Below are 19,716 nucleotides of genomic sequence, written 5' to 3' on the forward strand. Positions count from 1 at the left end.
TCATCCCTTCAGTGCGCCGGACATGAATCCGCGCACGTAGTGTCGTTGGAGCAGCAGGAACAGCACGACGCACGGAAGCGCCAGGACGACGACGCCGGCTTCCGTCGCGCCGTAGTCGACGACGCCCTGCACCTGGCCGCGGAGGTTGGCCACGGCGAGCGGCAGCGTCATCCGCTCGGAGTCGTTGATCAGGATCAGCGGCGCCATGAAGTCGTTCCAGGCGGCCAGGAACGCGAAGAGTCCCACGGTGATCAGGCCCGGCTTGACCGCCGGGATCAGCACCCGCCACAGCGCGCTGAACGACGAGCAGCCGTCGACCCTCGCCGCCTCGTCGAGTTCGCGCGGCACCGCCTCGAAGGAGATCCGCATCAGGAAGGTGGAGAACGGCAGCTGGAACATGGTGAGCACCAGGGCGACACCGACCAGCGAGTTCTGTAGCCCGACCTCGTTGAGCAGGACGTAGAGCGGGATGAGCAGGGTCGCGTACGGCACCATCAGGATGGCCAGGGTGAGCAGGAAGAGGAGGTTCCGGCCGGGGAAGCGGAACCGGGCGAAGGCGTAGCCGCCGAGCAGCGAGACCAGCAGCGTGAGGACGACCGTCAGCAGGGAGACGAGCGCCGAGTTGGCGAGGTAGCGCCAGACCCCGGCCTGGTAGTCGGCGAGGGTCGTGTAGTTGCCGAAGCCCCACCCGGTCACCTGGTTGGTGCCCGCCTGCGGCGAGACCGAGGCGACGGCGGTCCAGACCAGCGGGAAGAGGAAGATCACCGCCACCGCTCCGGTGAAGACCCAGTAGGGCGTCCGGAAGGCGACGCCGGCGATGGTGAGACCGCGCGGCCTCGGCCTGGTCGGCACCCGCTCCGGCGGCCGGGGCGGCCCCGGCACGGCGGCCCTGGTGGGCCTGGAATCGACGGTCATGGCGTCAGTTCTCCTCCGACCGGAAGGCGCGCAGTTGCAGCGCGTTGATGAGGACCAGGGCCGCCAGCACGATGACCGAGAGCGCCGCCGCGACGCCGAGGTCGTTCTGCCCCTGGAACGCGATCATGTAGATGAGCTGGACCACCGTGATGGTGCTGTTGTCCGGACCGCCCTTGGTGAGGATGTAGAACTGCTCGAAGGCGAGCAGGGAGCCGGTCACGCAGAGCACGGTCGTCAGCGCGAGTGTCGGGCGGAGCAGTGGCAGGGTGACGCTCCGGAAGGTCTGCCAGCGGGTCGCCCCGTCCGAACGCGCCGCCTCGAAGACGTCGGCCGGAATGCTCTGCAACCCGACCAGCATCAGCACCATGTAGAAGCCGGCGTAGCGCCAGACGATGAGGAACACCGTGGAGAAGAGCGCCGCGTTCGGTGAGCCCAGGAACGTGATGCCGAGCCGCTCCACCACCGGCGCCAGCGGGCTCGCGTACGGCGAGTAGAGCACGTAGAAGAGCAGGGACGCCGACGCCAGCCCGAGCGCGCTGGGCACCAGGAAGGACGCCCGGAGCAGGTTGTTCCACCGGCTGGACTCCTGCACCAGCAGGGCCATCCCGAGGCCGAGCGCGAGCAGCAGCACGGTCGCGATCACGGTGTACTTGAGGGTGAAGACCACCGAGTCGGTGAAGAAGCGGTGGTTGATTGCCTTGGTGAAGTTGTCCGGCGCGTTGACGCCCTGGTCACCGCTGAGCAACGGCCACCGGGACAGCGACATCTTGATCACGAGCAGCAGTGGCACCACGAACAGCGCCACCACGAATGCCGCGGTCGGCGTGGCGTAGATCCAGCCGAGCAGGGCCTGCCGCCGGCTGGGCCGGATCCGGCCCGGCCGGGCCGCACTGGGTGGCCGGACCGGTGCGCTGACGTTCATCACAACTCCTCGTTCGATCGGCGACGGGCCGGACCGGCGACGGTTCGCGGATGCGGCGCGGCCGGCGTATGCCGGGTCCGCACACCGTGGCGGTGGACCGGCATACGCCTGCGGCGACGCCTACTGCTGGAGTACCGCCGTGATTTCCTTGTTGTCCTTGGCCAGGTCCCCGCTGCCGTTGAGCACCTGGTTGCGGACCAGGGTCAGCCAGGGGCTGCCCGGTGCGTTGAACGCCTGCTGGAAGTTGAGCGCGACCGGGGTGTCGCCCTTGCCGGCGACCTCGTTGATGGTGACGAGGCGGGGGTCCTGGGCGGCGTACCTGTTGTTGGCCAGGTCGGAGCGGGACACCACGTCCTTGTTCTTGGCCAGCACCTCCACCTGGGCTTCCTCGGACATCATCCAGCTCAGGAAGTTCCAGGCCTGCGCGGCCTTCTTCGAGTCCTTGGAGACGCCGATGCCGTCCCCGCCGACGAAGGTCGAGGCGCCGCCGTCCGGGCCCGGGATGCCGGCGACACCGACGTCGAACGGCGTCGACGAGAGCAGCGTCGCCGGGTAGAACATCAGCCCGACCTTGCCCTCGGTGAACGCCGCCGTCCAGGTCGGCCCGGTCTCGCCGGCCGAGGCGGGCAGCACGGCGCCCGACTTCCACAGGTCGGCCCAGGTGCTGTACACCTTCTGTGCTGTCGCGTCGGCCAGTCTCGCCTCGGTGCCGTCCTCGCTGAGCACCTCGCCGCCGCTGGCCCAGACGGAGGGGAACCAGGTGAAGACGAGGCAGCCGCCGCAGTTCAGCCCGGCCGCCGTGCCGTAGACGCCGGGCTTCTTCGTGGCCTGGACGGCCTTCGCGGCGGCGGCGTACTCCGCCAGGTTCGACGGTGCCTTCTCCGGGTCCAGCCCGGCGTCCCTGAAGAGTTGCTTGTTCCAGAACAGCATCGACAGGTCGAGTACGAAGGGCAGCACGTGCGCCTTGCCGTCCTGGGTACCGGCCGAGAGGTGGCCCTTGTTGATGGCGTCCTTGAAGCCGAGGCCGTCGATGTTGGTGCTGAGATCCTGGAACAGTCCCTGGTTGACCCAGTTCGGCACGTAGACGATGTCGGCGGCGAAGAGGTCCGGCAGGCCGCCGGAGCCGGCCGCCGCGCCCACCTTCGCGACGTAGTCGTCGTTCGGTACGACAGTCAGCTTGACCTTGTTCTGGTGACCGGCGTTGTACGCCTCGACGAGCAGCTTCGCCTGCTTCTCCAGCGGGGCCCGGGTCCAGAGCGTCAGTTCGCTGCCGTCGTCGACGCCGGTGGGACCGGCCTCGGCCACGCCGCCCTGGTCGCCCGGGCCGTCGTCACCGCACGCCGCCGAACTGAGGATCAGCGTCGCGGCGAGGACTCCGGCCAGGGACCGCCGGACGGTCCGCCCGCCCGATCTTCTTTTCATGATTCTCCTCGGATTCGTGTGAGATGTGCGCCGTTCTCCTTGTTGGTGCGGTAGACGTGCGGCTAGAGCCGCTGCGCCAGGCGGTGGTAGCCGCTGTTCCAGCGCAGGTGGTTGGCGAACGACCGGTGGTCGGTCCGGGCGTCGATCGTGAGCAGTTCGACCCCGGACATGTCGGCGAGGTCGGCGAGCGCCTCCGCGCCGACCGCCGTACTCAGTACGGTGTGGTGCGGGCCGCCGGCCAGCAGCCAGCACTCGGCCGAGGTGGCGAGGTCGGGACGCGGAATCCAGACCGCGCGGGCGACCGGCAGCCGGGGCAGTGGCTCGTCGGGCTCGACCAGGTCGATCTCGTTGGCGGTCAGCCGCAGCCGCCCGCCCAGGTCGGCGAGGCCGACGACGAGTCCCGGGCCGGGTGCGGCGGTGAAGACCAGCCGGACCGGGTCCTCCCGGTCACCGATGGACAGCGGGTGGATTTCCAGGCTGGGCCGGGTGGCGGCGATGCTGGGGCAGACCTCCAGCATGTGCGCGCCGAGGATCTTCGGCTCGCCCGGACCCCAGTGATAGGTGTAGTCCTCCATGAAGGAGGTCCCGCCCGGCCGGTCCCCGGCGACGACCTTGAGGATGCGCAGCAGGGCGGCGGTCTTCCAGTCGCCTTCGCCGCCGAAGCCGTAGCCGTCGGCCATCAGGTTCTGCACGGCCAGGCCGGGAAGTTGCCGCAGGCCGCCCAGGTCCTCGAAGTTGGTGGTGAAGGCGTCGAAGCCGCCGTCGACGAGAAACTGGCGCAGCCCGAGTTCGATCCGGGCGCCGTAGCGCAGTGAGGCGTGCCGCTCGCCGCCGCGCCGCAGTTCCGGTACGACGTCGTAGCGCTCCTCGTAGTCGGCGACGAGCCGGGTGACGTCCGAGTCGGCGACCTCGTCGACCGCCGCGACGAGCGCGTTGACCCCGTAGGCGTTGACGGAGACCCCCAAGGTCGCCTGGGCACCGACCTTGTCGCCGTCGGTGACGGCGACGTCCCGCATGTTGTCCCCGAAGCGGGCCATCCGCAGCGACCGCGCGGCGCGGGCGCCGGTCGCGGCGCGGGCCCAGTCGCTGACCCGTTCGTGTACCGCCGGATCGCCGGCGAAGCCCGCGACGGTCTTGCGGGCCACCCCCAACCGCGACTGGACGTACCCGAACTCGCGGTCGCCGTGTGCCGCCTGGTTGAGGTTCATGAAGTCCATGTCGAGCTCGGTCCAGGGCAGCGACCGGTTGGCCTGGGTGTGCAGGTGCAGCAGCGGCTTGCCGAGCGCGGAGAGGCCGGCGATCCACATCTTCGCCGGTGAGAACGTGTGCATCCAGGCGACGACGCCGACCACCCGGTCTTCGGCGGTGGCGTCCAGACACGTCCGGCGGATCGCGTCGGCGGTGGTCAGCACCGGCTTCCAGACGAGACGAGGCTGCGCGCGCAGACCGTCGGCGAGTCGCTGGCACACCTCGCGGGACTGTGCGGCGACCTGTTCGAGCACCTCTTCGCCGTAGAGCGACTGGCTCCCCGTCAGGAACCAGATCTCCGCCGGCTCGTTCGCCATGCTCACCTGCCTCACTCCGTTCCACCCGACCGGCCGGATCCGCATCGACGGCGGCGACGGTTCCGGTCAAGGTCGCTGGCGGCCAGCCACAGCCGCGGGTCAACCGGGCGTGGTGCTCCGCGCCGGAGCGCGTCGAGGTGCCGAGTGGTCGTCATGGTCACCGGCCCCCTCACTGCACCGAAAACCTTTTCGGAGGATTCTGGTGGCCCGGTTACGCTCATGTCAACAGTGGATTTCGACGCCTGCCTGCGGATCATCGACCAGGATCGACGGCCCGCCGCCCGGCTGCCGGTACCCGCCGAAATGCTTTCGGGCCGGTGGGCGCCGGCCGGGGCGTCGGGCGCCTGACGGACCGGCGGGTTCGGGCCGACACGGGCGCAGCAGGTCCGCCGAACCGCGCGCTCGCCGTCCGGGCGTGACCCCGGCCGGGCACAGCCACCCGACGCGGTCGAGAGGAGCCGCCACCGGAAGCGTCCGCGGACCACCCGCGCCGCGGCACAGGGTTGAAAGCCTTTTCGGCGGCCGGGGCCGCCGACGCTGACCCCTCCGTCGGTACCCTCGGAGCGGATGCCCGTCCTCGGGCCCTACCGGAGAGTCCGCCGTGGCACCGACCGTTGCCCCCGGCGCAGTTGCTGGAGAGCCACGGCGCACCGGAGCCGTTCGTCGAGCCGTACACCCGCCCGCGTACGGCCACCGGCGACCCCGGCACGGTCGATCCCACCGACCCGCACACCATCGACGCGCCTACTACGCACTCCGGCTCGGCCGGGCCGCCGAGGCGCTGACCGCCACCCGCACCGCCGTACGGGTCGCCCGGACTCGGCCGAGGCACGCCAGCCGCTCGGCGAGTCGACCCGGGCCGTCGGCGACCTCGGGACCGCCTAGCCGGCTCGCCGGACGGGGTCGGCCGCACCGGTCCTGCACGGTTATCGAGGCGCGGGGTAGGGGTAGCCGCCGGTCGAATGGAGGGGCCAGCTTCAATGCGTTCCCCCGGTCCCGTGCCACAGACTCGGTCGGTCGACTTGCTCGGACGGCAGTCGCAGTCTCACGGGAGGAAGCATGTCGAACGTGGATGGGCCGGTCGTCAGCCGGCGGGCGCTGCTCGGTGGTGCCGCTGTCGCCGTACTCGGCGGTGGGCTGGCGGCCGCGGAGGGCGCACGGGCCGCGGCTGCATCGCCCCGGGGCGGTGCTCCGGCCTTCGGTCCGGTCGACGGGCGCGCGGTGGACGCCGTGGCGTCCCGGCTGGACCGCGACCTCGTCGAGTTACGCCGCGACCTCCACCGGCACCCCGAGACGGCGGGCGCGGAGCGGCGCACCGCCGCCGTGGTGGCGCGGCGACTTCGCGCGGCGGGCCTGCAGGTCAGAACGGGGGTCGGCGGTCACGGAGTCGTTGCGGTCCTCACCGGCGCCCGGCCCGGCCGGACGGTCGCCTACCGGGCCGACATGGACGCGGTACCGCCGGGCGATCAGTTCGGCGGCGGCACGCGACCGGCCCACCTGTGCGGGCACGACCTGCACACCACCGTGGGGGTGGGGATCGCACAGGTCCTGGCACTGCTGCGCAACCGCCTCACCGGCTCCGTGGTGTTCGTCTTCCAACCCGCCGAGGAGGCGCTCAGCGGCGCCGCCGCGATGCTCGCCGCCGACCTGTTCGGCCAGGCCCGGCCGGCGGAGATCCACGCCCTGCACTGCGGTCCCTTCCCGGTCGGCCAGTTCGTCGTGATGCCCGGGTCCGGACTCCCCGGTCAGGACCGGGGCGTGGTGACGCTGGCGGGACCGGACGCGACTGCCCGGGCGCAGCGGCTCGCCACCGCGATCAACGCCCTCGGCACGGTGTCCCCACCCGCCACGCCCGCGGACCTCGAACGGCTCGTCACGGACATCCAGACCCCGGACGGACCGTTGGCCGAGTTCGTCTTCATGCGGGCGGAGACACCCGACGCCGCCGGTCCGCCGGAGGTCCGGATCTCCTACCGCTGCTGGCCGGAGCACCGGTACACCGAGGTCCGCGAGGAGATCCGTCGACTCGCGCACTCGTCCGGCGAGGCGTCGGTGAGCTTCCGGGACACCCCATTCCCGGCCATGCTCTGCCCGGAGCGGGAGGGCCTGGCATTGCAGCGCTATCTGCGGCAGCGCCTCGGTGCTGCCCGGGTCGGCAGGCTACACGCCCCGGTACCGTTCAACGGCGAGGACTTCGCACTCTTCCTCGACCGGATGCCCGGCACCTACACCTTCCTCGGCGTCCGGGCCCCGGGGGCCGGCATCGAGACCAGCGCCCCGCACTTCGGCACCTTCGACCCGGACGAGCGGGCCATCGGGTACGGCGTCCGCGCGATGGCCGGCTGGCTGGCCCGGCGTACCCGCGGTTAGCGCACCTCGCCCGGCCCGTCGGGTACGGGCCGGGTCGGCGCCTCCGCGACACCCGGCGGGCGGCCCGGGCGGCATCACGACGGTAGACCGGTGACCCGCACCCGCCGGCCGCCTACTGACCGACGACTCAGGGCCCGGGTCGTTGTCCCGGGATCCCCTCGATCGCCGCGAGAAACCGGGACTGGTCGTCGTGGATCGTCGGGTTGACGATCCGGATCCACGAGCCGTCGTCGAAAACGACGGTGGACGGGAACCGCAGCAGTCGGGTGGGGCCGCCCTCGGAGTCGATCCGGGCCACCCGGTCGCGCCGCACGCTCCAGAGCAGTCTCGGCTGGCGCCGGTCCGGCCGGCCCTCGTCGGGCCGGCGACCCATCCGCAGCAGGTGCAGGTGCGAGTCGGTCACCGCCAGTGGTGTACCGGTGTACCGGTCGAGGAAGAGCAGCAGGCTACCGGCGTGGGTGGCGAGATCACCGCTGAAGGCGTACCGACGCCGGTAGGCGATCTCGGCGAGCTGGTCGGCCAGCGGGCGGTACGGGCTCAACCGGAACAGGGCCCGGAACGCCTCCTGCTCCTCGGTCAGCGGCAGCGGCTCCCGGTGCGCCGGCTGGTGCCCCGGTACGGACTCCGGCGCCGTCTGCTCCGACGGTCCGGCGGCAACCGCGGCGGCCCTGGCCGGGTGCAGCAGCATGCCCGAGGCGAGCCGCACCGGTGTCATCACCGCGTCCAGCCAGGCGACCGGGTTGACGATGTGCAGCAGGCCGAAGAGCGCCCGAGGATCGAGCGCCTCGGCGATCTCGCCGGCCATCCGGTCCGCGAGCTCGCCGCCGGCGCGGTGCGTCTGGGCCGTACGAAGGGAAGCGAGCCCGACGTAGCGGAGCCGCTCGCCGGGGAGCAGCGGGGCGACGAGGAGCCGTTCTGGCTCGTCGCTGGTGCGGAACTCCTCACGCAGCTCACGCGCCCTGGCCCGGGCGGTCCGTACTCCGCCCAGCATCGCGTCGGTGAGCCGACCGAACCGCCCCGTCACACCACTGCCCCCCTTCGACCGACTCGACGGTTCGCCGGCTGCCCGCCCGCGCAGGCCGCCGCGAGCACTGCCGCCGGTCCACACAGGCTAACGGTGGTGTGATGGCAGCCCGGGGCGCGTCCCGCTCCCGGACGCATCCCGGCCGAGGCGTCGGGCAGAAGGGCCGGGACCCGGGCCGGGTGGTTTCGCTGCTTCCTCGACGGCTACGGCCTAGCGCGCCCGGCACGGGCAGATCTCGTCGAACGGATCCTACGATTCGCGATCGTCGACAACGGCCGGTACGCCCGCGTTCTGGGCTTCACCCGGGAGTCACGCGACGGCGAGGGGCTCTGGACACTCGCCTGGCAGTCCGGGCCGCACTCTGGACGCTCGCACACCGCGACCTCCTGGTGGGGGCGGCGCTGCGATGACCGGCGCCAGCGGTGACGGCCGCCCGAGCCGTCCCGGCACCTCGGCGTGCCGGGAATCGTGCCCGGCGAGTTGGCGCGCATAGGTGCCGACGCGCATAGGTGCCGACGCGCATAGGTGCCGATCGAAATCGGCGCGGTCGACGCGGTTCCGGATCGGGCGGGTTTGACCTAGAGTGATGATCATGACTTCCCGGCTGTTCGCCCCGGTCGGACCAGCCGGACAGCCCCGGTGCCGACCATGACCACCGCCGGTGCCCGGCCGGGACGACGGCCGTCGGCAGGCGGATCCCGCCACCGAGCCAGGTGATCCCTGGGCCTTCGAGAAGGGTGGACAACTCATGAACCAAGGGCTGAGCAGGCGCCGAGTTCTCGGTGAAGCGGTCGGACTGGCCGCCGGAGCCGCGGCCGTCGCGGCGGGGCTTCCGTCCGGTGCCGCGTCCGCCGCTCCGGCTCAGGCCGGGCCCGACCTCGCCCGTTGGCGCAGGCAGGCGATGCGGGTGACGATCGTCCGCGACGACTGGGGCATCCCACACGTACGGGGCCACAGCGACGCCGACGCGGTGTTCGGCATGATGTACGCCCAGGCCGAGGACGACTTCAACCGGATCGAGCGGAACTATCTGGTCAGCCTCGGCCGCCTCGCCGAGGCCGAGGGCGAGAGCGCGATCTGGCAGGACCTGCGCCAGCGGCTCTTCGTCGATCCCGAGGTCCTGAAGCGAGAGTACGCGAAGACTCCCGCCTGGTTGCGTGCACTGATGCGGGCCTGGGCGGACGGGCTCAACTACTACCTCGCCACCCACCCGGAGGTACGCCCGCGCGTGCTGGACCGATTCGAGCCGTGGATGCCGTTGAGTTTCTCCGAAGGCAGCATCGGCGGTGACATCGAGCGGGTGCCGCTGACCCAGCTCGAAGCCTTCTACGGCGGGCGCACGGTGCCGATGACGGACGAGGAACGCGGACTGCTGTTCCGGGAGCCGAGCGGCTCGAACGGCATCGCGATCGCGCCGAGCCACACCCGGGACGGCAACGCACTGCTGCTGATCAACCCGCACACCAGCTTCTTCTTCCGCTCCGAGCAGCACGTGACGAGCGGTGAGGGGCTGAACGTCTACGGCGCGGCCACCTGGGGCCAGTTCTTCATCTACCAGGGCTTCAACGCGAAGACCGGCTGGATGCACACCTCGAGCGGCGTCGACAATGTCGACGAGTTCGCCGAGACGATCGTGACCAGGGCGGACGGTCATCGCTACTACCGCTACGGGGACGTGCTGCGGCGAGTGACGACGAAGACGATCACGCTCTCCTACCGTACGGCGGACGGTGGGCGGGCGCGGCGCGCCTTCACCACCTTCGCCACCCACCACGGGCCGGTGGTGCGCGAGGCCGACGGAAAGTGGATCGCGTTCGCGCTGATGAACCGGCCCGTCGAGGCGCTCCAGCAGAGCTTTCTGCGCACCAAGACGCGCGACTATTCGGACTTCATCCGGGTGGCGGGCCTCAAGGCCAACAGCTCGAACAACACCCTCTTCGCGGACTCGAAGGGCGAGATCGCCTTCCTGGTACCGCAGTTCATGCCGATCCGCGATGATCGCTTCGACTACCGCAGGCCCGTCGACGGCAGCGACCCGACGACCGACTGGCGCGGGTTGCACAGTCTCCGGAGCCTGCCGCAGGCGGTGAATCCGAGGAACGGCTGGGCGTTCAACACGAACAACTGGCCGTGGACCGCGGCCGGTGCGGACAGCCCGGACGCCGCCGACTATCCGCGCTACTTCGACCAGGCCGGTGAGAACCCGCGCGGGCCGCAGGCGATCCGGGTACTGACCGCGCGGAGCAGGTTCACCCCGCAGACCCTGATCCAGGCCGCCTTCGACCGCTACCTGACCGCGTTCGCCCGGCTGGTACCGGGGCTGGTGGCGGCCTGGGACAGTCTGCCCGAGGGCGACCCGCGAAAGGCGGGCCTCGCCGGCCAGGTCGACCTGCTGCGCGGCTGGGACTACCACTGGGGTGCCGAATCGACGGCGACGTCGCTGGCGGTGTTCTGGGGCGAGGCGCTCTGGGCACCACTGGCACAGGCGGCCCGGGACGCGAGCATGTCCATGTGGGACTACCTGGCCGAGCGCGCCACCGACGCGCAGCGACTTGAGGCGCTCGACGCGGCGAGCCAGCGGCTCAGCCAGGACTTCGGCAGTTGGCAGGTGCCCTGGGGCGAGATCAACCGCTTTCAGCGCAACGACGGCGCGATCGTCCAGACGTTCGACGACGCCAAGCCGAGCATCCCGGTACCCTTCACCTCCGCGCAGTGGGGATCGCTCGCCTCGTTCGGCGCGCGGCGCTGGCCCGGCACGAAGCGCTACTACGGCACCAGCGGCAACAGTTTCGTGGCGGTGGTCGAGTTCGGGCCGAGGCTGCGCGCCTGGGCGGTGACGGCGGGCGGCGCCAGCGGGCATCCCGACTCACCGCACTTCGACGACCAGGCCGAGCACTACGCGAGCGGCAACCTCCGGCCTGTCTACTTCTATCCGGAGGACCTCGAGGGCCACGTCGAGCGGCGCTACCGACCGGGCGCCTGACGGCTCCGAAGAGCCCAGAGCCCCCGAACCTGATCATCCACCCGCAATCCGGGCACGATCTTGCCTTCTCTATAGACACTTCCCTATCCTCGCTGGAGAAAGCGCTTTCCCTTCCGCTCTGACGCTGTCGACCCATCGACCAGCGCCAGCGCTCTCGCGGGCCCCGGTGCGGGCCGGGCCGCAGCGGAGCCGCGACCCGATCCACGCGCGGAAGGGCGGGTCCAACTCCTGCACCAGCGGTGGCGGGTGCACCGGCGCAGGGCGACGGATCGGCAGCCCCGGCGGCCCGCCGAAATGAGCGCGGCACGTACCGGCACACCAGCATTCGACAGACGAAGAGTGAGGCGAAGATGAGACGACGACCAGCCGCATTGCGGCTCCAGGCGGCGCTGGCAACGGCGGCCGTCGGGGTCGCGGTCGGTGTCGCGCTACCGATGCCCCAGGCGTCGGCCGCGGTCGGCAGCGCCACCGGCTATGCGACCCAGAACGGTGGAACCACCGGCGGTGCGGGTGGACAGACGGTCCGGGCCAGCACCGGGACCGCCATCCACGCGGCCCTCTGCGGCCGGGCCAGTAGCAGTACCCCGATCACCATCGAGGTCACCGGGACCATCAACCACGGCAACACCAGCAAGGTCTCCGGCGACAGCTGCAACACCGCCGCCGACAAGATCGAACTCAAGGAGATCAGCAACGTCACGATCATCGGGGTCGGCGCAGCCGTCTTCGACCAGCTCGGGATCCACATCCGCGACTCCAGCAACATCATCATCCAGAACGTGACGATCCGGAACGTCAAGAAGTCGGGATCGCCGACGTCCAACGGCGGTGACGCGATCGGCATGGAGAGCACCGTCCGCAACGTCTGGGTCGATCACGTCACCCTGGAGGCGTCCGGCGGGGAGTCGGAGGGCTTCGACGGCCTCTTCGACATGAAGGACAACACCCAGTACGTCACCCTCTCCTACAGCATTCTGCGCAACTCCGGCCGTGGTGGCCTCGTCGGATCCAGCGAGAGCGACCGCTCGAACGGCTTCATCACGTACCACCACAACCTGTACGAGAACATCGACTCCCGTACGCCACTGCTTCGGGGCGGCATAGCGCACATCTACAACAACCACTACGTGAGCCTGAACGAGTCCGGCATCAACTCCCGGGCCGGGGCCCGGGCCAAGGTGGAGAACAACTACTTCAGGAACTCCAAGGACGTGCTGGGCACCTTCTACACCAGCGAGGCCGGTTACTGGCAGGTCAGTGGCAACGTCTTCGACAACGTGACCTGGTCCAGCCCGGGCAGCGACACCAACCCGGCGGGCCCCAACCCGCAGTCCAACACCACCGTCAGCATCCCGTACTCCTACCGTCTCGACGGGGCCAGCTGTGTGCCGGACGTCGTTCGGCAGACGGCGGGCGCGAACACCGGGCTGCGCTTCTCGGACGGCAGTTGCTCGCCGCAGGGACCGACGCCGACGCCGACCCGCCCCACGCCGACGCCGACGAGGCCCACACCCACGCCGACCACGCCTACCCCGACCCCGACCCAGCCCCCCAGCGGGACCAACCTCAGCATCGGGGCCGGCTCGGACGGCTCCAGCAAGGCCGCCGGCACCGGCTACGGCGACGTGCGGGACGGTGACATGAACACGTACTGGTCGCCGGCCGGCTCGACCGGCTCCATCTCGATCAAGTGGGGTTCCGCCACCACCGTCTCCCGGATCAACATCCGTGAGGCGTCAGGTGCGGTCGGCAACATCGGGTCCTGGCGGGTGGTCAACCACGACACCGGTGCGGTGCTGACCTCCGGCAGCGGAGCGGGTGTCATCACCTTCCCCGCAGCCTCACTACGCAAGATCACTTTTGACATCACCAGTTCGACCAGTACGCCGAGAGTCGCCGAGTTCGAGACCTACGCCGGGTAGCGGCGCGGTTCCGCCGGCCTCGGGGTCCCCCGCCGGACCCCGAGGCCCGGCAGGAGAGCGCCTCGATCCCCGAGCAGCCGGCGACCTGCGATCCACGTTCGATTTCCTCGTTGCCTAGAGTCTTTCCAGACCGGCGAGAACCGTTTCCAGAAGTCGCCGATCGGCGATCTTCTGCTGTGCCGGTGCGCCGACCCGGAGGTATCCCTGCTCGATCAGCACGTCCACCATGACCTTGGTGATGGTGAGCGGGCGGTGCAGATAGGCGCCGATCTCGGCGATCGACACCCAGCGGGTGCAGCGGTCGACGATCTCACGGTACTCCAGATCCAGCCGACTCGGGTCGACCGGCAGGGCGATGACCTGGGTGGCCAGGTCGAGGTTGCTGTTGCGCGGACTCGTCCGCCCCTTGACGAGGACGTACAGCGGCACCAACCCGGCCTGCGCCGCGTCCTCGCCGTCCCAGACGTCATACGCCATAACCCCTGCCCTGCTGGCCGTTGGCGGCCGTCGCGGTCCGGCGTACCTCGGCGCCGAGGTGCTCACCGATCCGGATCACCAGCCGGCTCATCTCGTACGCGACCGTGCCCATGTCGACGGTCTGCTCACAGAGTACGGCCAGCCGGGCGTTGCGACCCGCGGCCGCGACGAAGAGGGTGTGGCCGTCGTACTCGACGATGACCTGCTGCACCGGCCCGCTGTCGAACCGTCGGCCCGTGCCGGCGGCGACGCTGTGCAGGGAGGAGGCACCGGCGGCCAGGAGTTCCGCCGCGTCCTGGGCCAGTCCGGTGGACTTCTGGACGATCAGCCCGTCGGTCGACAGGACGGCGGCGTGGACGACGTCGGGAATCTCCACCAACTGGTCCAGCATCCAGGTGAGGTCGTTCGCCGAGGTCGAGTCGGTATCCACCCGTCCATTGTAGAAGCCCCGGGTCCGGGCCCCAGCAGCCCTCCGCCGGGCGCCGGAAGGCACTGCGGCAGGTTCCGGCAGGGGCGCGGAGCGGGCCGTCGCCGCAGCAGCCGCCGCCACCACCGGCTCAGGGGGCGACGGCGGCGCCGAGCCGGGCCGCGACGGCCGCGACAGCCGCCCGGAGTTCCGGCCCACCCTCGACGCGGAAGGCGAACGGCACGCTCGGCAGCCACTCCTCGGCGTACATCGCGGGATTGCTGGTGCTGCCGACCAGCGCGCAGCCGGCACCGGCGGGTTCGAGCCGTCCCATCGGGGGCCGGATCCACGGGGCCACCTCGGCCGCCGGGGCGTCGAAGACGACCCGGGTGGGGAACTCCCACCCGGTGCCCAGGTTCTCCTCCAGCGCCGCGACCGGGTCGAGGCCGTCGGGCGGCTCGAACGGGTAGCCGGTCTGCCGGACCGCGCGGACCCGGTCGAGCCGGTAGGTGCGGACCGCGTCCGCGCGGTGCGAGTGGCACAGGAGGTACCAGCGCCCGTACCGGACCACGACCGCCCAGGGATCCACCTCGGCGTCCCACTCGTTGCCGGACTCCGTCCGGTAGGTGACCAGCACCCGGCGTCGGGCCGCGACGGCGGTGACCAGCGCACTGGTGATGGCGGGATCGGGGCGGGACGAATACCGGTCGGGTGCGGCCGAGGCGTGCCTGCGCAGCGCCGCCGCCTGCCGGCCGATGCTCTCCGGGAGTACCTGGATGACCTTGCCCAGGGCGGAGCCGACCAGGTCGTCGGCGTCGGCCTCGGCGGCTGCCGGCTGACCGTCGAGCACCGCCATGACCAGACCGAGTGCCTCCGCCTCGGTGAAGACGACCGGAGGCAGCCTCGTCCCGCGTCGGAGCCGGTACCCGCCGTACGGGCCCCGGATCGACTCCACGGGGATGCCGGCCTCACGGAGGATTCCGACGTACCGCCGGGCGGCCCGCTCCGTGACGCCCAGGCGTCCGGCGAGTTCACCGGCCGTCGCGCCCGGGCGGGCCTGGAGGATCTCCAGGGTACGAAGGGCTCGTGCGGTGGGGCTCGTTTCGGTCGACACCGGCGCAGCCTAGATGCCACCCGGCATGAACCGGTAGTAGATCGTCCGGATCAGGGCCTAGCGTCGTGCCCGGGAAGCACCGGCTCCAGGGCCGGAGGCCACCTGACCGCGCCGCAGAGAGGAACACTGATCATGGACGTACTACTCGTCGCCGGCCTCTGGCTCGACGGATCCGCCTGGGACGACGTCGTGCCCGCACTCCAGGCGACCGGCCACCGACCCGTGCCGATCACCCTTCCCGGACAGGGCGACGGAGCCACCTCCGCCACCCTCGACGACCAGGTGGCGACGGTGCTCGCCGCCGTGGACGCGGCGCCCGGGAAGCCCATTGTGGTCGGGCACTCCGCCGCCTGCACGCTGGCCTGGCTGGCCGCCGACGCCCGCCCGGAGAAGGTGGCCAAGGTCGTCCTCGTCGGCGGCTTCCCCGTCGCGGACGGCGGCTCCTACGCCGAGTTCTTCGAGCTGAAGGACGGCGTGATGCCCTTCCCCGGCTGGGGTCCCTTCGAGGGCGCGGACTCCGCCGACCTCGACGAGGAGGCCCGGCGGTCCTTCGCGGCCGGCGCGATCCCGGTCCCGGAAGGGGTGGCCAGCGGGGTGGTACGGCTGGTGGACGAGCGACGGTTCGACGTCCCGGTCGTACTCGTCTGCCCGGAGTTCTCACCCGATCAGGCGCAGCAGTGGATCGCCGCCGGGGAGGTGCCCGAACTCGGCAGGGTCAGGCGTCTCGACCTGGTCGACATCGATTCGGGCCACTGGCCCATGATCAGCAAACCGGCCGAGTTCGCCCGGCTGCTCGCCTCGGCGGCCGACGATTCCTGATCGTGGGTGAGCCCGCCTCGCCGACCGGCGGGGCGGGCTGGCACCCGGCGCCGCCCAGCATCCGACATCCGGCATCCGCGACGCGTCACCCGCTACTCGTCGCCAGGCGTCAAGCCTGCGCGGGCCGTCCGGTCGCGGATGTCGTACGCCGTCACACTCTTTTGTCATCAGAAACAAAAGTGGGGGCGATCCTGCCGAAAGATCTGGACATCCTGACGACAAGAACCTAGGGTCGGACAACATCAACATATTTAAACGAGCTAACCGGCGGCGCGGTCAGCTCGTCGTCTGAGAGTCACGGCTCGGCCGGGGGCGCCAACTCTCCAGGTCACCGTGCCCGCAGACCCGGCGCGGCCGTCGCGCCATGCCGGTAACGGCGTCGCTCCGCTGCCGGCTCGGCAACACGGCCCGCGTCAACTGGCCCAACGGTCCGACCTCGCCCTAGTCCACCCTCCCCCACCGAGACACCCCGTCCACACAGCCGTGACAGGCCGGCAGCCCCGGCACCGGACCCACCGTCGCGGATCCAGCGGTGTGCGGTCTGCCGCCATGTCGTCCGTCGATCCACGCGAAGCCCCGACGGGTCGTCGACGTTGCCCCAAGACTCGCGAAAGGTGTGTTCGACATGCCAGCCTTCCCTGTGCGATGCGGCCCGCCGAGGCGTTCGCGGCCGCTCCCCCGGCTCGGCACCGGCCGGTCCGGACGACCGATGAGGATGCTCGCGGCGATAGTCGCCCTGATCACCGGCTCGGCGCTCCTCGCCGTCCCGGCCAGCGCCCGCCCGGCGGACACCGAGCGGAGCAGAGCCAGCGACCCCACCTCGGCCGGACAGCTCCAGGCCCAGGTGCTCACCTGGACGGGCGGCAACAGCACCGAGGCGTACGTCTCCGCACCCACCACCGCCGTCGCCGGGCCGGCCACCCTCGTCTTCGAGAACAGCGTCGCGACCGGCAACACCAGCGGCATGCAGCACACCCTCACCTTCGACACCGGGAACCCCGCGTACAACCGCGATGTCGAGGTGAACATCCTGGCCGACCCGTTCGACAGCAACCAGGGCCGGTGGACCGTCGACGTGGTGCTCACGGAGGGCACCTACCGCTACTTCTGCGCGATACCCGGCCACGGCGCGATGACCGGACTGCTCGTGGTCAGCGGCGGCGGCGCGGACACGACCCCGCCGACGGTGACCGCCGAGGTCACCGGTGAACAGGACGAGAACGGTGCGTACGTCGGCGCCGCGACGGTCACCCTCTCCGCCACCGACACCGGATCGGGCGTCGGCCGGGTCGAGTACTCGTTGGACGGCGGTGCGTACGGCACCTACTCCGGGCCGGTCACGGTGAACGCCGCCGGGCAGCACACGGTGACGTACCGGGCCACCGACGTCGCCGGCAACACCTCCGCCGTACAGTCGACCGCCTTCCAGGTCGTCGAGCCGGCCGACCCCGACACCACCGCACCCACCGTCACCGCCGCCGTCACCGGCGAACAGAACGACGACGGCGCCTACATCGGCATGGCCACCGTCACCCTCACCGCCACCGACACCGAATCCGGCGTCGAACGCACCGAATACTCCATCGACGGCGGCACCTACGCCACCTACACCGCCCCGGTCACGGTGAACGCCCCCGGGCAGCACACGGTGACGTACCGGGCCACCGACGTCGCCGGCAACACCTCCGCCGTACAGTCGACCGCCTTCCAGGTCGTCGAGCCGGCCGACCCCGACACCACCGCACCCACCGTCACCGCCGCCGTCACCGGCGAACAGAACGACGACGGCGCCTACATCGGCATGGCCACCGTCACCCTCACCGCCACCGACACCGAATCCGGCGTCGAACGCACCGAATACTCCATCGACGGCGGCACCTACGCCACCTACACCGCCCCGGTGATGGTGCACCAGCCGGGCCGGCACACCGTCAGCTACCGGGCCACCGACAAGGCGGGGAACACCTCCGCACCACAGTCCGTCACGTTCGAGGTGGCCGACACGTCCACTCCGGACACCACGCCGCCGACCGTCACCGGCGGGGTCACCGGGGACCGCGACGACGAGGGCGGCTACCTCGGTGCCGCCACGGTGACCATCTCGGCCACCGACACCGAGTCGGGGGTGGACCGGATCGAATACTCGGTCGACGGGCAGGCGTACGCGGCGTACACCGCCCCGGTCACCGTCAACGCCCCCGGCGAGCACACCGTCAGCTACCGGGCCACCGACAAGGCGGGGAACACCTCCGCACCGCAGTCCGTCACGTTCACGGTGGTGGAGCGGCCGGATGACTCCACCCCGCCGACCGCCACCGCCACCGTCGCCGGCAACCGGGACGGCAACGGCGCGTACGTCGGCGCGGCCACCGTGACCGTCTCGGCCACCGACACCGGATCGGGGGTCGAGCGCGTCGAGTTCTCCCTCGACGGGCAGCCGTACGCGGCGTACACCGCCCCGGTCACCGTCAACCAGCCGGGCCAGCACACCGTCTCGTACCGGGCCACCGACGTGGCCGGCAACACCTCCACGCCCGGGTCGGTCTCGTTCACCGTGGTCGCCCCGCCCGACCCCGACAACTCCGCCCCCACGGTGACCGCCGCGATCACCGGCCAGCAGGACGGCAGCTGGGCGTACGTCGGCAGCGCCACCATCGTGCTCACCGCCGCCGACACCGGGTCCGGGGTCTACCGGGTCGAGTACGCCCTCGACGGCCGGGGCTACGTCGTCTACTCCGGTCCGCTCACCGTCAACACTCCCGGCGCGCACACGGTCAGCTACCGGGCCACCGACCGGGCCGGCAACGTCTCGGGGACCGCGTCGGCCACCTTCACGGTGGTGCCGAGCGGTCCGCCGGCACCGAGCTGCCGGGTGACCGACACCCGGCCGACGGTCTGGCTCGGCACGGCGAACAGCGGTGTGCCGAACCGGGTGGTCGAGGGCCGCTGCTCGATCAACGACCTGATCTCCGACGAGCGGGCCTGGCCGAGCCACGCCGAGTTCGTCGAGCACGTCAGGGCGGTCGCCGAACACCTGCACCACCGGGGCAGGATCCTGCTGAAGGAGCAGAACGCCCTGGTACGCACCGCCCGCGACTCCGGCGTCGGCCGGCCCGAGGCGAAGCAGGGCTACCAGCCGCTGCTGGACCGCACCGCCGCCTCGTTCAAGCTCTGGGAGCAGGTCGGTGCCGGCGGCTTCACGCGCAACGCCGACGGGTCGATCACCAGTCGGGCGGTCGACGGCCTCGGGATGCTCTGGTTCCCGGTCCGCAGCTACGGAGACTTCTCGCTCAAGCTCCAGTGGCGCGACGACGCCCCCGGTGACGGCCGGGCCAACAGCGGGGTCTTCGTCCGCTTCCCGCAGGTGCACCAGCACCCGCAGGAGTCCCGCCCCGAGTGGGTGGCCATCAAGTACGGCCACGAGTTGCAGATCTTCGACCGGACCGACGGCGACCAGTACAAGAGCGGGTCGGTGTACGGCTTCGACCGGGTCGACCTGGACGGTGCCGGGGTCACCCCGAAGGGCAGCTGGAACGACTACGAGATCCGCGTCGTCGGCCAGCACTACTCGGTGTTCCGGAACGGCGAGTTGATCAACGAGTACCTGAACGTCCCCGACGCCGTCTTCAGCCCGCCCCGGGCGGACGATCCCGGCGGCGCCGGACGGCAGAACGCGACCGGCTACATCGGCCTGCAGAACCACGGCGCCGGCGACATCGTCACCTTCCGCAACGTCCGGATCGCCCCGCTGACCCCGTGACGCGGCACGCCGTCCTC

The 19,716-nt window shown here is 71.0% G+C and carries 15 protein-coding genes; 7 read left to right on the top strand and 8 right to left on the bottom strand.

Translation table 11 applies throughout. The features are described 5' to 3' along the window. The 4 genes from V1634_RS19480 to araA all read right to left on the bottom strand — a co-directional run bounded on the left by V1634_RS19480 (position 1) and on the right by araA (position 4,824). A complete protein-coding gene (locus tag V1634_RS19480; RefSeq protein WP_331209301.1) occupies positions 1-915 on the bottom strand; it encodes a carbohydrate ABC transporter permease in 915 nt (304 codons plus the stop codon). A gap of 4 nt (positions 916-919) precedes the next feature. After that, positions 920-1,837 (bottom strand): carbohydrate ABC transporter permease, encoded by a 918-nt coding sequence (locus V1634_RS19485; RefSeq protein WP_331209302.1) that lies wholly within the window; start codon positions 1,835-1,837, stop codon positions 920-922. A 120-nt stretch (positions 1,838-1,957) separates the two neighbouring features. After that, positions 1,958-3,259 (bottom strand): ABC transporter substrate-binding protein, encoded by a 1,302-nt coding sequence (locus tag V1634_RS19490; RefSeq protein WP_331209303.1) that lies wholly within the window; start codon positions 3,257-3,259, stop codon positions 1,958-1,960. Between the two features lie 62 nt (positions 3,260-3,321). Then, on the bottom strand, positions 3,322-4,824 hold the full coding sequence (araA, locus tag V1634_RS19495; RefSeq protein ID WP_331209462.1) for an L-arabinose isomerase: 1,503 nt from the start codon (positions 4,822-4,824) through the stop codon (positions 3,322-3,324). Positions 4,825-5,043: 219 nt separating this feature from the next. On the opposite strand from araA, the gene V1634_RS19500 reads away from it, so the two are divergent. The 3 genes from V1634_RS19500 to V1634_RS19510 all read left to right on the top strand — a co-directional run bounded on the left by V1634_RS19500 (position 5,044) and on the right by V1634_RS19510 (position 7,194). Beyond that, on the top strand, positions 5,044-5,172 hold the full coding sequence (locus V1634_RS19500; RefSeq protein WP_331209304.1) for a hypothetical protein: 129 nt from the start codon (positions 5,044-5,046) through the stop codon (positions 5,170-5,172). 281 nt (positions 5,173-5,453) lie between these two features. Then, positions 5,454-5,609 carry a hypothetical protein gene (locus tag V1634_RS19505; protein ID WP_331209305.1) on the top strand — a complete coding sequence of 52 codons (156 nt, stop codon included), beginning with the start codon at positions 5,454-5,456 and terminating at the stop codon, positions 5,607-5,609. Between the two features lie 274 nt (positions 5,610-5,883). Further along, positions 5,884-7,194, top strand: coding sequence for a M20 metallopeptidase family protein (locus V1634_RS19510; protein WP_331209306.1), 1,311 nt, complete (start codon positions 5,884-5,886; stop codon positions 7,192-7,194). Positions 7,195-7,321: 127 nt separating this feature from the next. On the opposite strand, the gene V1634_RS19515 is transcribed toward V1634_RS19510, so the two are convergent. Continuing rightward, positions 7,322-8,218, bottom strand: coding sequence for a hypothetical protein (locus V1634_RS19515; protein WP_331209307.1), 897 nt, complete (start codon positions 8,216-8,218; stop codon positions 7,322-7,324). 907 nt (positions 8,219-9,125) lie between these two features. Between V1634_RS19515 and V1634_RS19520 the strand changes: the two genes are divergently transcribed. Then, entirely contained in the window at positions 9,126-11,201 is a 2,076-nt protein-coding gene (locus V1634_RS19520) for a penicillin acylase family protein (protein WP_331209308.1), read from the top strand. 350 nt (positions 11,202-11,551) lie between these two features. Then, a complete protein-coding gene (locus V1634_RS19525) occupies positions 11,552-13,123 on the top strand; it encodes a pectate lyase family protein (protein WP_331209309.1) in 1,572 nt (523 codons plus the stop codon). A 114-nt stretch (positions 13,124-13,237) separates the two neighbouring features. Here V1634_RS19525 and V1634_RS19530 read toward each other — a convergent pair whose 3' ends face one another. The 3 genes from V1634_RS19530 to V1634_RS19540 all read right to left on the bottom strand — a co-directional run bounded on the left by V1634_RS19530 (position 13,238) and on the right by V1634_RS19540 (position 15,120). Next, positions 13,238-13,600: a DUF742 domain-containing protein gene (locus V1634_RS19530; RefSeq protein ID WP_331209310.1), complete on the bottom strand. Its 363-nt coding sequence runs from the start codon at positions 13,598-13,600 to the stop codon at positions 13,238-13,240. Next, positions 13,590-14,030 carry a roadblock/LC7 domain-containing protein gene (locus V1634_RS19535; protein ID WP_331209311.1) on the bottom strand — a complete coding sequence of 147 codons (441 nt, stop codon included), beginning with the start codon at positions 14,028-14,030 and terminating at the stop codon, positions 13,590-13,592. Before V1634_RS19535 ends, V1634_RS19530 begins: the two co-directional genes overlap by 11 nt. 127 nt (positions 14,031-14,157) lie before the next feature. Beyond that, on the bottom strand, positions 14,158-15,120 hold the full coding sequence (locus V1634_RS19540; protein ID WP_331209312.1) for a helix-turn-helix transcriptional regulator: 963 nt from the start codon (positions 15,118-15,120) through the stop codon (positions 14,158-14,160). A gap of 132 nt (positions 15,121-15,252) precedes the next feature. On the opposite strand from V1634_RS19540, the gene V1634_RS19545 reads away from it, so the two are divergent. Both V1634_RS19545 and V1634_RS19550 read left to right on the top strand, forming a co-directional pair. Next, on the top strand, positions 15,253-15,939 hold the full coding sequence (locus V1634_RS19545) for an alpha/beta fold hydrolase (protein ID WP_331209313.1): 687 nt from the start codon (positions 15,253-15,255) through the stop codon (positions 15,937-15,939). A 625-nt stretch (positions 15,940-16,564) separates the two neighbouring features. Then, positions 16,565-19,699: an OmpL47-type beta-barrel domain-containing protein gene (locus tag V1634_RS19550; protein WP_407951814.1), complete on the top strand. Its 3,135-nt coding sequence runs from the start codon at positions 16,565-16,567 to the stop codon at positions 19,697-19,699. The last annotated feature ends 17 nt before the right edge of the window (positions 19,700-19,716 follow it).

Source organism: Plantactinospora veratri (genome assembly GCF_036421995.1).
GTDB lineage: Bacteria > Actinomycetota > Actinomycetes > Mycobacteriales > Micromonosporaceae > Plantactinospora > Plantactinospora veratri.